The organism is Candidatus Pristimantibacillus lignocellulolyticus (assembly GCA_023639215.1).
Lineage (GTDB): Bacteria > Bacillota > Bacilli > Paenibacillales > Paenibacillaceae > Pristimantibacillus > Pristimantibacillus lignocellulolyticus.
Window position 1 is genome coordinate 1,064,867 of the sequence record CP097899.1, and the last position, 12,668, is coordinate 1,077,534.

The window sequence follows — 12,668 nt, forward strand, 5'->3', positions numbered from 1 at the left end:
TAGGGATGGAGCGCTTTTTCATGTTTGTTTACAACCAACTTTTTCGCAAATAATCTCTCTTCATCCTTACACACTTTCTTTCTGAATTAATCGTACAGAAAAAAGTTACTTGTCTAAGCTTGGATTGAAATGCATCTTCCATACTTTTTGTAACAAAGAAAAACTGACCTCATTCGTTCGGGCTTATTATCGTGGAGGCGAGGGGAACTGAACCCCTGTCCGAAGACTACGCCACTCTAGATTCTACGCATATAGTTGTCTTAACTAATCATATCCCTATCTCCAACATTTTCACCGTAACCTTCTCGACCCTGCCATCCATATTTGTACCGTCAAACTTTGGAAGGTTCAGTTCGCTTACGATTTTTCCGTCACGCATAAACATAATGCGCTCTGTCCGCGCTGCAACCTTTGCATCGTGAGTTACAAGCATAACCGCAGTACCCTCCGCGTTAATTTCAGAAAATATATCCATAATCATATCCGCAGATTTTGAGTTAAGTGCACCCGTCGGCTCATCACCAAAAATAATTTTTGGACTGTTCATAAGCGAGCGGCATATTCCCGCACGTTGAAGCTGACCTCCCGAAACTTGTGTAATATCTCGATTTTCAAGCTCCGAAATGTCCACTTTTTTCATAAGCTCTCTTGCCTTCTCCGAAATTTTTATGACGTTTTTTCTGTTGTCGCGCATTGACGGAAGAATTATATTATCAAGGATATTCAAATTTTTCAGCATGGTCGGCTGTTGAAAAACAAATCCCATTTTTGTTCTACGTATATCTGAAAGCTCATTCTCAGAGACCTCTGAGAATTCCTGACTGTCAAAAACGACCTTCCCTGCGTCAACTTTGTCCATTCCACTCAACATAAACATTAAAGTCGATTTTCCCGATCCAGAAGGTCCCATAACTGCAACGAATTCACCCTCGTGTATTTCTACGGACACTTCATCAAGAATTTTATGCTGTTCATCGCCCTCGCCGAAAGACTTTACAATATGATCACCGATAATAATCTTCTTCATATGTCTACTCCTTTATATTTTCGGATATTTTTATTTGACCCGCGCCCGATGTTCCAAGCATTGTTGCGATAAGAACCGCGCAAATCATCATTAGCGGACTAAGCAAATACGCCGAAATGGGATTTACTGCAAAATTAAAAATCGACGCTCCAAATGATGAAATAGCCAATCCCGCAAGCATCTCTCCGAGAGTGTTTGCCAGAAGTGTGCCAAGAACAATTCCGACAATGAGAACGAATACAGTTCGAGAAACATACTGCGCCTTTATATCCGAGTTTGTAAAACCGAATGCTTTCATTACTGCAATAGAATATCTGTCCTTTGCCACAAGCATTTTCATAAATAACAATGTGACTAGTACCGTTATAACTAGTGCAACGATAACCGCTACGTAGGAAGCCATTTCGACGGAGCTTATTGTCGAGCCAAGAGTTTGTGTAACAAATTCATCAATGTCTGATATTTTTGCATCATCAAACTTGTCTGTATATTCCGCTACCTTCGCGTCAACGAGTGATTTATCCAAAAGTTCAGCGCTGACAATGCTCCACATAATGACCTCTGAATGGTCGGTGAATGTGGCCTTGGCAGTTTTTCCGCCATTGGTAATATCAGAATAGATTCCGCTTACCGTTAGATCTTTCTCCATTTCATCAATCACTAGCGTAATGACATCGCCGACCTTTTTGCTCATCTCATCGGCGTATATAGTCGAAAGCGCAATTTGATCGTCTACGGTTGGTGCTTTACCCTCAGAATATTCGATAGGAAATATAGAATGGTCGCCGAGTTCAATTTTAATATTTTCCTCTGTCCCCACACCCGTTATTGCCTTGAATGTTTTTGTTGTAAGGACAGCAACCTTTGAAATCTCTTGATCGCTTTTCACGGTCTGTTCGATTTCATAGATATTATCGATATTGCCTGACAACTGTATGCGCAGGTCGTAGTTTCCAATCCCCATATAACTAATGAAGCTTTTTGAGGAAATCGTGTTGTACAAGTTCTGCGGAACAATCAAGATAAATGACGAAATTACAAGCACAGCTAGCATTGTGGCGTAAAGTTTTTTCCTTGAGAGAACATCTTTAATACCTAGAAAAATATTCGTGTTAAATTGCTTGTTTCTGCTTAAGGTAAAACGCTTAGCACCCGTGTTATTATCCTGAGAAGTGCCAAATCGTATGGCTTCTGCGGCTGAAATTTTCTTAAAGCGTTTCAGTACTCCGTTAACATAGGCAATAATGGCAAGGAAAACTAGCAATATACCGATAATTCCTAATACATTAGCAAAAGATAAATTTTCACTTACTCCCATATAAAGCCGTATATTTTTAAGAAGCATATCTTTAAATACAAAAGAAAGAGCATAACCGACAATAGAACCTGCTGCAGCAATTGCCGCGTATTTCGCTAAATAAACCTTTTTAATATCGGAGACACGCAGCCCTATGGCTTTCATAACACCAATTTCACGATAATCGTCTTCAATTTTAGCAAGGAGCGTAAAGCGTAAGCACATAAACGCAATGGAAACGACAAGCAGACTTACGAGAAGGATAATCCCAATCATCATACCGTCGGAAATTGCATTCATCATTCTAAAAAGCGAATATGTAACCGTTGGCCCGTTCATTTCAAGTCCTGCGGAGGCATATGCGGTTTCAAATGCGCCTAATGCCGACATATCCTTTAATCTGAACTCGATCAAATACTCTTCAATTCCAACATTTTTTATCTCCGCATAATCATTGCTGCTTACAAGAAATCTCTTTGAGGCAGCAAGTGAAGAATTCATTGTTGAATCACGGAGAAATCCCGCAACGATAAATTCTTTACCGCTTATTACAGCCTTGTCACCGATCTTTGCACTGTTATCTTTCATATAACTTACCGGAACATAAATCTCGCCGTTAGATACGTTAATGACGTTGCCATCCAAATCAAGAAGATAATCGAATTTTTCGCTCTGTACGCTTAAACCATTGTCCTGAACGCTATTTGCAAGTGAATTATCGCCCATTATTATCCGAGTACCGTCAATGTTCAGAAATTGTACGACTTGAAATTCATCGACGTTGCTGTTTTGTTCCGCAAAAGCAGTAAGTCGCGAAGTATTAATCTCACCCGAATGCATTTGCATAAAATGTGGAGTTTTCGCTTGAGTCATTAATGTATCCAGCGCGCCAGAAAGATTAACGATCAGTATGGCCGCGAGTGAAACAAGCATTGCTGAGGCAGCGACAAATATCATTGTGGTAAGTGTAATGGCTTTGCTCTTTAAGATGTCATTGCGGATTATTCTGTAAAACATAAGTCACCTCTGTTTTCACGAATGATTAGTTGCCACTCTATTAATTACCAAACATTTGCATTACGTCTATAAGACTTCCGCTTTCGACACCAAGCAGTCTTTCTACATTAAAAACAAAAGCCTGTATGCGTGAAGCGCGCTCCTCGTTAGTCATTTGAACCATATCATCATCAAAAATAGTATTCGCATAAATCACAACCATTTCCATACATTCATACGGGTAAGGCGTATGGAATAGTCCCTGCTGGATGCCCTCGTGAATGATACCCGTCAGTATTGGCGTAACACCATTGATGATGACCTTTTCTATTTTCTGATGCATAAGTGCGTTCTGCGGCTTGTGAATATGCTCCATAATTTCCTTACTACTTCCGCCATTTAAGTTCAGCGCCATAACTACGCGGATAATGCGCTCCACTACAGGTATGCTCTTGTCTATTGCAATTTCTTGCGCTGTGCCTAGAAGACGAACACTATACCTCTCAATCAGCGCGTCCATTAAATCCTCCTTCGATTTGAAGTGATGATATAACGTTCCTCGTGCAATTCCGACCTTTTCAATAATATCGTTTGTACTTGTGCCGTCAAAGCCTTTCTGACCGAAAAGCTCATCAGCTGCGTCAATGATTTCGTTCCTGCGTTCCTCAGCTTCTTTTACAACTCTCATCTTTACACCTCCTTTACAAACCGACCGACTGTCTGTCTGTATACTTATTAAATAATATCACATTAATGTATCATTTTGTCAATATGCCTTATTAATAATAGGCAACTTAAATTCAAGTGATCAACCTTGGATAATACAGTAACTTCAAACAGTCAGTAGTCAAAGTGAATCTTTGATCATGTTATTAAAAAAGCGATTAAAATTATACTCCACATTTTTTTATAACACAGAAAAGTCAAAAAACCCGACATCAAGCTGTCGGGTTTAATTATGGTGGAGTGCATACACTGTTGAAGATCCTGTTATGTGTTGTAATTGGGCTACACTCATTGAATTGGAAAAGTCACCCTAAAGGTTTACATTGGCAATCCAATTTAGTGCATCTTCAATTCCTTCATCCCAATATTCCCACGTATGTGCACCGGACTTTTCAATATACGTATGCTCAATAGCTTCGTCTAGTAAAAATTGATGATAACGTCTGTTCATGTCAATAAGAAAATCCTCCGTTCCACAAGATAGAAAAATGTGTGGAATAATTTCCTTATTATCACGTAGTTGTTTTATTAACGCCTCTGGATCTTTATCACTTCCAAGAAGTTGTGATAAATCACCAAATACACGTTGCAAATAAGAGAATTTAAACGTCCTATATTCAAACCCTGGTTTTGCATTCGCAATTCTATATGGCAGTAATGCTGAAGATAAACCAATAATTGCGCCGAAACGTTCGGCATATTTCAACCCATTTCTAACCGCCCCATATCCACCCATCGATAAGCCACCAATATAGGTATCTTCTCGTTTATGAGATAAAGGAAAACATTGCCGTGTAAACTCAACTAATTCCTCACCGACAAATTGTCCATAATATTCCTCTCTTTCTTCATCATCTACATAAAAATGATTTTCACCTCCTGGCATAAAAACTGCTATATTATGTAGGTTTGCTAGCTTTCTAATTCGCGTATAACTAACCCAATCCGTATGGTTACCTGTCAATCCGTTCAACAAATATAATGCTTTTAAAGGTGCTTGCGAAGATCTACTTGAATAGTCTGGTTTATCGGAACCATCCAATGGTAACAAGGCATTAATTGTTACGTCTCTATTAAGACGCTTTGAGAAAAAGTTGATTGTTAAATAAGCCATAATGATCCCCTTTCAATTGTATTTATTAGTTATACCATATCATGTAAGCACGTAAAAGTAGTAACTTGTGTACTATAGATAAATAAAAGAGGACAACTTTCACCTACCATACGAAGCATGCCTCTGAGCAAGCAAACTCTGATTAATTCTATGAAATACTATGGGTTTAGAGTTAATAGAGTATCAAAGTCAATATAAATCGTAACGTTTACGATTTATATTGACTTTGATGCGAAAATGCACTATTGTTTAAATCGTAATTATTACGAATTGGAGGAAGAGAAATGAAAAAAGTTATCACTTGTTTTAGTCTCTTAGCTTTATCTGCTATTTTGTTTGGATGTAGTGAACCGAAAAGTACAAGTTCAGTAAATACCAATACGAATATTGAGATTGAACATCAACAGCATCAAGGACAGGAACTTGACCACAATCATGGTGATGATCATGAACATGCTCATCAATTAGACGAGGAGCAGAAAAAAATCTATAATGGATATTTTGAAGATGAGCAAGTACAAGACAGACAATTAAGTAATTGGGAAGGTGACTGGCAATCTGTATATCCTTACTTAGAAGATGGTACGTTAGATGAAGTATTTGAACATAAAGCTGCCCATACTGAAGAACAAACCTTTGATGAAGTTAAAGCTTATTATGATATTGGTTATAAAACTTCGACCGATCGAATTGTCATTAATAATAATTTTGTAACATTTTTTGATCATGGCCATGAACATAAAGGAGAGTACGAATATGATGGATATGAAATTTTAACATACGCCAAAGGGAATAGAGGAGTACGTTACATCTTCAAACATGTTGGAGATGAAAAAGGAGTACCAGCATACATACAATTTAGTGATCACATTATCGCACCTCAAAACTCTAATCACTTTCACTTATACTGGGGGAACGATCGTAAAGGATTATTAGAAGAGATCACTAATTGGCCAACTTACTATCCCTCTAATATGGATGGTCATGCTATTGCTCATGAGATGATTTCTCATTAATTTTCACCTTTATATGTCTTTTTCATAAATTATTTTAATTATCTTTGCATGTTGATATCTTTTAAAACAAAAAACCCGACCTCATGCGGTCGGGTTTAATCGTGTTGGAGGCGAGCCATGGCTGTGCAAAACCACAATTCGCCTCCATCTATTCCACCCCTTAGTTGATTATCCAGTTGTAAGGTGAATACGGGTTCAACTTAAGAAAAGTTAAAGTTAAGTTAGATTGAGCGTTTGGCCTTATTACGATAATCTCGATAATGAATCATATTGCAATGTGCTAATCATGTAACTACTCCGCGCATCGAAATAGTAAATTAATCATTATTATTTCCTCCATTATACAAGAAAACAGGACACCCTTCCGCTTATAACACCGGGATTGGTATCCTGTTTATGAGTTTCGGACTTTTTCAGAGGCTCGCCAAGCAGCTATGCGGTTAAGCATGACAAGCATTAATAATCTCTGAGGCAAATCAACATTTTCTGCAGATAATAAATCTTTAAATTACCAATTCAAATTTTGTTTTTGCACTTCGGCAACAGCTGGATTTTTTATTAGCAAACCACCATCTGCACTAATGATTTGACCTGTAATAAATGTAGATTCATCACTAGCTAAAAACACAGCTAAATTAGCAATATCTATAGGATTACCAATACGAGGTGTACATTTTACATCTGTATAGATATCTATTAATTTTTTTAATGGCTCTGGCGCATGTTCTACAATCGTATCGCTTAGTACCATACCTGGTGCAATTGCATTGCAACGAATATTTTGTTTACCATATTGAACTGCCGTTGACTTAGTTAATGATATAACCCCCGCCTTTGCAGCTGCGTACGCGGATTTTCCAAGCTCACCAACTAATCCTCCCATTGAAGTAGTATTAATTATCGAGCCACCACCCGTTTCAAGCATGACAGGAATCGCATATTTTGTTCCTAAAAGAACCGATTTTAAATTAAATCGCATCGTTTCATCCCATTCGAACAAATCCATTCCCACTACATCTACATCACCTTTAAAATTAAGGCGAGCTGCATTATTGTGAAGAATGTCTAGGCGACCAAATTCATTCTTAGCTACTAAAACCATTTCTTCTATTTGTTCAGGCAAACCAATATCAACGTATTGTGCAAGTGCTATTCCACCGATAGCTTCAATTTCTGCAACAACTCGTTTTGCACTCTCAATGTTAATATCAGCAACAACGACTTTAGCTCCTTCGTTTGCAAACAACTTAGCTGTCGCTTCTCCCATTCCAGAGGCTGCTCCTGTTACGATTGCTACTTTATTCTCTAAACGACCCATATTAATTCCTCCCATTGACGGTTTATTAGCATATATAATATACATAGCATATCATCTAATTTACATTGTGTAAACTAATAAGCGCAGATATTTACGCAATAGATAATTTAATAAATCAACTTAAAATTATAGTAAATAACATTATATCCACTGGTGGCGAACATTAGTGTAAAACATAATGTAACTTCCAATGAAAATTGGAACCTTGTGATTACAAAAAAAATCCCTTGATGACACGAAAAAAATTCGTGTCATCAAGGGATTTTTTATTTTTCTAATTTAAACAATCGCTGAATTTCGTCCGTGAATGGACCTTTTAATGATATTCGTAGCAATAATATAGTCATTTCGTCGGCAGAAAATTTAAAGTTATTCTGTATCCACCATAAAATACTCTCAAAATAAGCACCAACTGCATAATTAATTGCAAATTCCAATGGTATACTTAACTTATTTTCTTCCGAATCTGCAATGCGAAGTCCGTCCTCAATGTAATTTTTTAATATGCTCTTTAATTCATTAATGAAATCAGAGTCTGGACTTATAAGTAGGAATGAATGATAAAATATAGCATTATCTAAAATATGTTGAAATAAATTCACCATATTAATCGGTAAATTTCCAACTCTAACATCTTCCACTCTCATCTGTTCTTTAATCACTAACATTTGATTTAACTCATGTAACATTTCCTTATACATTGCAGTTCTCAAAGAATAGACATCATTATAAAGCTTATAAAAGGTTGGCCTTGTCACACCTGCTTCATCACATATTTCTTTAATTGAAAGAGTTGATTTTGTAGCAGTTATTAGTGCTAGATACGCTTCATGAAGCTTCTTCTTTGAACGTATTTGTCTTGGATCAAGTTTATCACTCAAAGCACTATCCTCCTATAATCTAACGTAAATACTTTTACTGTATTATATCATTCAACAATCATTTTATTAAACACTCTATAATTTATATACACTTGGTGGTAGGTTTCTTGTCCGAGAAAACTTACAATACAGTCTTGCAACATCAGTTGATCGAACTAATAGATCATCATTAATTTCTAAACCAACTAGCTTACGATAAACAAAAAAAATAAATAAAGACCTATATCTCGGCAGTTCTGAATGTAATGTGTGATGGTCGCGAACCCTTGCATGCCCTAAATAAACCTTTAAGAATTTCCTCTTTGTCGCATAGACAAGATGGCTATGTTCATAGGTCATAACAAAAAACCCGACCTCATGCGGTCGGGTTTAATTATGGTGGAGGCGAACCGTGGCTGTGCAAAACCACAATTCGCCGCCGCATGATGGTCAGGATTTTGGTGAGGTGGCATAGATCTTCAACAAGTCTGGCCGTTTCCTCATCGAAACAATGCCTCATCCTGCTAGCCATGAAGCTATCTATTCAACTGTCATTCCCGTTAGCGGAACAGTTTATAAATCGAGAACCGGAACCGGTCCGTCCATCCAGTTCAGCTGGCTATCCATCATGAACTGAACCGACCAATGATGCTCTGCCTGATACCAGTTATTAAATTCCACAATACTCTCGTACAGATTCTCGACGGCTTCCGGCGTTCGTTCTTCCAGCACCCGATGGATGTCCGCCAACAAATTCTCCGGCTTCTTTTCAACCCCTTCCAGAACCTCAAAGAACCACTTATAAGAAGGGAACAGCGTTTCGTTGTGTACCAAAATCAACCTACCTGCGAAAAAGGCATATTGGGTCAAACAGTAGTCGATTAATAAACGATTGTTGCGTTTTAGTCCTTCGTAATAATACCATTTCCAGGTTTCGAATTGTGCATAGAACTTCTGCATGTTCTCTGCCTTTTTCTCCACCGGATATCGGGGAGCGTCTTGGACCAACTGTTCCAACCCCTCGATATTGGAATAGGTGACGAACGCATCCTGGAATGCGAACTTAGCAGGATCGCTGCCGGATTCGGCCACTTGCTTGATGTAGGAAGCGGATACAACTTTCCCGTCCACGTAACCGCCTTCATAAGAACAGGATTCCGTTTCGAAATACCCAAGATTATGGATGGAACAAGCTTTCTTGTAATCCTCTTCAGAAAGGACGATCATAATGTCGATATCAGAGGTTTCGTTGGCAAAGCCATGCGCCACGGAACCTCCGATGATGATCCCTTGTACGTCGGGTCTGGCTTTAAGCTTGTTGGTGATGGCATCAATAGCAGCTTGATGATGGGGATACATAATACATCCACTCCGATAAAATTAATATAAGCATTAATTAGTAAGCAAATATGTTAATCATAAGTAAATAATATTCCATTTTTGAAATTTCCGCAATCCCCCGAATGAATCAATCGTCTTATAGATAACTGCCAGTTAGTTTAGTTCCATCTAAAAATCAACCAAGCTCCAGAGACATTTCCACTTTGAGTATAACAACGAGAACCCCTAATTGTCCCTAAAAAAGCGACGGTAGCGACCGGAGCGAAACAAAACGCAGCCGTCAGTACCGCCACTATTTTTGACCCAACCGAGTTGAACTCCTGTCCCCATAAGCGGATTAAACCCTTGCTGGGAAAGGGATTCAGGAATCCGAGGGGATTTGAACCCCCGTCCGAAGACTACGCCACACAGGCTTCTACGAGTGTAGTCACAGTTTTATTGTCGATTAAGCAAACTCCCCGTAACCGGCTTCTGCAGGAACCAGCCTGATTATCTTCTTCAGCACACCCCAGGCGGAGATGTGACAGCGTATCCGACTATGAGTTAGCCCCTATCCCGATCACATGGGCGATGCCGAGGAGGAGCACGCTAACAGGTTATCTTCATGTGTGAACAATGTAATCAAAATTTACAATACTCCGTCAGGATTATAATTGAAATGTAGAGGAGTTGCTAATATATTGTATTCATTTGTATTTTTCACTATTTTTTCTGTGCCATTAAGCTGAGAACTAATGGCAGTTTCCCCTCTAATTCTGGATAGTAAGAAAGTCCATTTTCATCCCTTTCATTACCACCCATTCCAGGTGCACAACGATCATATTCTTTAAAAAAGGTTACATATAAACCTCCACTTAAAAGCCCATTTATTATTGTGCTTAACATATGTCCCCAAAAGTAGTTTTCTGCTGGTTTAAGTTCTGATGCGTAGCCTCCAATAGATGTATCTAAATCAGCTGTCTTTTCAAAGTATGGATACTTCGGCACTAAATGTCCATTAGGTAACTGACTCTCATCAAAAATCAACATAAATGGATGTGAGTCGTGTAAATAGAAAAATCCATCCTTCTTCAGAAAATGTGATACTACTTTTCCCCATTTATTTAAATCCGGTAACCAACCAAGTACACCGTCAGTAGTCATAACTATGTCATACTCTCCTTGGTGGACATCCATTAATTTTAATACATCCGATTCAATAAACTCTGCAGTATTTATTCCGAAGTCTTCAGTAAGCTTTTTGGCGTAGTAGATATTTTCAGGAACTAGATCTACACCAGTAACAATTGCTCCTTTTCGTGCTAAGTGAATTGAGTCTGCTCCTATGTTGCACTGTAAATGTAAGATTCTTTTTCCACGTACATCTCCTAATTCTTCTTCTACTATTTGGTTAAGCTTAAAATCATCTTGATTTAATCGCGTCTTAAAATGTTCGTAGTGATCTTCAGCGACTTTACCCCACGCCACTTTATTTGCTTCTATTTTATTTTCATCCATATTCATATATTTCACTCCATTTTTTGTAATTATAAACAAAATGAACAATAAATGTCTATACAATATTTTTTGTTTATTTATAATGCAATAGTCATTTAATTTATTTAACCTAAATACATTAACTGTGATATCTATACTCACTTAAAAAGCACTAGACATTTTGTCTAGTGCTTTAACATAACTGGAAGTGTATTAACCCGATGTCTATTTTTCCACATAAAAAAACAAAAAACCCGACCTCATGCGGTCGGGTTTAATCATGGTGGAGGCGAGGGGATTTGAACCCCTGTCCGAAGACTACGCCACACAGGCTTCTACGAGTGTAGTCACAGTTTTGTTGTCGATCAAGCAAACGCCCCGTAACCGGCTTCTGCAGGAACCAGCCTGATTATCTTCTTCAGCACACCCCAGGCGGAGATGTGACAGCGTATCCCACTATGAGTTAGCCCCTATCTCGATCACATGGGCGATGCCGAGGAGGAGCACGCTAACAGTTTCTTAGGCTGCTAATGCGTAGTTTGTTTGTTGTTTGCCGTTTAATAGGCTTTAGCGTTTTAAAGTGGACGACTCCCCACTACTCGCGACCCGCGCTCGTCCAGTCCCCGTCGAATCCATAAACGCCCCCTAAATGGCATAAAGCTCACTTAAGCTTTAGCTTAGGAGCGCTCGCTTCAACAAGAAGTAAGCACGGATTAATGTACTCATTAGCCACCGACTAATAAGATTTGATAATTGATAGTATATGCAAACATGTATCAATTTCATGCATAACCGATTCAATACATTTAGTATATCATGATTTTCGTCAATTCACACTGTATGATCATTGGAAAACAAGAAATTCATTACTAAATAATCAGAACGTTTACACTCTACTTAACGAATTACTTTCTGCTTCTCACGTAATATACGTTGAATATCACGCTGGGAATCACGTTTGGCTGCAGTATCACGTTTATCGTATTGCTTCTTACCTTTACCAAGTCCAATCAAAAGCTTAGCATAACCATTTCGCACATATATTTTTAAAGGCACAATGGAGTATCCTTCTTGCTTTGCTTGACCCAGAAGTTTAACAATTTGAGACTTGTGGAGCAATAGCTTTCGAGCGCGCGTAGGATCAACTGGATTATGAATATTCCCTTGCTCAAACGGACTAATATGCAAATTGTGTACAAAGATTTCGCCATTGCGAATCGTTGCAAATGCATCATTAATATTAGCTCTACCAGTGCGCAGAGACTTGATCTCAGTACCTGTTAGAACCATTCCAGCCTCCAAGGTTTCTTCAATAAAGTAATCATGAGATGCCTTCTTATTTTGTGCTAACGGCTTACTCTCTGTTACTTTTTTACCCATACCAATCACCTCTCTACTTCTAATCTCATGGAATTATATTGTAGCAATTAAACTACACAAAAGCAATATTGTCCTAGAGACAAGAAGAACCGCCTAGCCATAAATGGTCTAGGTCGG

The 12,668-nt window shown here is 38.3% G+C and carries 10 protein-coding genes and 1 other RNA gene; 1 reads left to right on the forward strand and 10 read right to left on the reverse strand.

Features of this window, described 5'->3' with window-relative positions; translation table 11 throughout:
* Positions 1-268: 268 nt before the first annotated feature.
* From NAG76_04285 to NAG76_04300, 4 genes are all read right to left on the reverse strand, one after another.
* Complete coding sequence (locus NAG76_04285; protein URN95483.1) at positions 269-1,027, reverse strand: ABC transporter ATP-binding protein; 759 nt, start codon at positions 1,025-1,027, stop codon at positions 269-271.
* A gap of 4 nt (positions 1,028-1,031) precedes the next feature.
* Positions 1,032-3,341: an FtsX-like permease family protein gene (locus NAG76_04290; GenBank protein URN95484.1), complete on the reverse strand. Its 2,310-nt coding sequence runs from the start codon at positions 3,339-3,341 to the stop codon at positions 1,032-1,034.
* 40 nt (positions 3,342-3,381) lie between these two features.
* Positions 3,382-4,008 (reverse strand): TetR/AcrR family transcriptional regulator, encoded by a 627-nt coding sequence (locus tag NAG76_04295; GenBank protein ID URN95485.1) that lies wholly within the window; start codon positions 4,006-4,008, stop codon positions 3,382-3,384.
* 348 nt (positions 4,009-4,356) lie between these two features.
* Complete coding sequence (locus NAG76_04300) at positions 4,357-5,160, reverse strand: esterase family protein (protein URN95486.1); 804 nt, start codon at positions 5,158-5,160, stop codon at positions 4,357-4,359.
* A gap of 284 nt (positions 5,161-5,444) precedes the next feature.
* On the opposite strand from NAG76_04300, the gene NAG76_04305 reads away from it, so the two are divergent.
* Positions 5,445-6,176: a metal-binding protein ZinT gene (locus tag NAG76_04305; protein ID URN95487.1), complete on the forward strand. Its 732-nt coding sequence runs from the start codon at positions 5,445-5,447 to the stop codon at positions 6,174-6,176.
* A gap of 508 nt (positions 6,177-6,684) precedes the next feature.
* On the opposite strand, the gene NAG76_04310 is transcribed toward NAG76_04305, so the two are convergent.
* From NAG76_04310 to smpB, 6 genes are all read right to left on the reverse strand, one after another.
* Complete coding sequence (locus NAG76_04310) at positions 6,685-7,494, reverse strand: glucose 1-dehydrogenase (GenBank protein ID URN95488.1); 810 nt, start codon at positions 7,492-7,494, stop codon at positions 6,685-6,687.
* A 266-nt stretch (positions 7,495-7,760) separates the two neighbouring features.
* On the reverse strand, positions 7,761-8,375 hold the full coding sequence (locus NAG76_04315) for a TetR family transcriptional regulator C-terminal domain-containing protein (GenBank protein URN95489.1): 615 nt from the start codon (positions 8,373-8,375) through the stop codon (positions 7,761-7,763).
* A 552-nt stretch (positions 8,376-8,927) separates the two neighbouring features.
* The gene (locus NAG76_04320) at positions 8,928-9,713 is read right to left on the reverse strand and encodes a nucleotidyltransferase domain-containing protein (GenBank protein URN95490.1); all 786 of its coding nucleotides are present in this window, start codon (positions 9,711-9,713) and stop codon (positions 8,928-8,930) included.
* A gap of 684 nt (positions 9,714-10,397) precedes the next feature.
* Positions 10,398-11,198: a class I SAM-dependent methyltransferase gene (locus NAG76_04325; protein ID URN95491.1), complete on the reverse strand. Its 801-nt coding sequence runs from the start codon at positions 11,196-11,198 to the stop codon at positions 10,398-10,400.
* A gap of 254 nt (positions 11,199-11,452) precedes the next feature.
* Positions 11,453-11,817, reverse strand: a transfer-messenger RNA (tmRNA) gene (gene ssrA / locus NAG76_04330).
* Between the two features lie 251 nt (positions 11,818-12,068).
* Positions 12,069-12,551, reverse strand: a complete 483-nt coding sequence (gene smpB / locus NAG76_04335; GenBank protein ID URN95492.1) for an SsrA-binding protein SmpB — start codon at positions 12,549-12,551, stop codon at positions 12,069-12,071.
* Positions 12,552-12,668 lie beyond the last annotated feature (117 nt).

Coding starts and splice junctions, on each gene's coding strand:
- NAG76_04285 (URN95483.1), bottom strand. CDS start 1,027: ATGAAGAAGATTATTATCGGTGATCATATTGTAAAGTCTTTCGGCGAG.
- NAG76_04290 (URN95484.1), bottom strand. CDS start 3,341: ATGTTTTACAGAATAATCCGCAATGACATCTTAAAGAGCAAAGCCATT.
- NAG76_04295 (URN95485.1), bottom strand. CDS start 4,008: ATGAGAGTTGTAAAAGAAGCTGAGGAACGCAGGAACGAAATCATTGAC.
- NAG76_04300 (URN95486.1), bottom strand. CDS start 5,160: ATGGCTTATTTAACAATCAACTTTTTCTCAAAGCGTCTTAATAGAGAC.
- NAG76_04305 (URN95487.1), top strand. CDS start 5,445: ATGAAAAAAGTTATCACTTGTTTTAGTCTCTTAGCTTTATCTGCTATT.
- NAG76_04310 (URN95488.1), bottom strand. CDS start 7,494: ATGGGTCGTTTAGAGAATAAAGTAGCAATCGTAACAGGAGCAGCCTCT.
- NAG76_04320 (URN95490.1), bottom strand. CDS start 9,713: ATGTATCCCCATCATCAAGCTGCTATTGATGCCATCACCAACAAGCTT.
- NAG76_04325 (URN95491.1), bottom strand. CDS start 11,198: ATGAATATGGATGAAAATAAAATAGAAGCAAATAAAGTGGCGTGGGGT.
- smpB (URN95492.1), bottom strand. CDS start 12,551: ATGGGTAAAAAAGTAACAGAGAGTAAGCCGTTAGCACAAAATAAGAAG.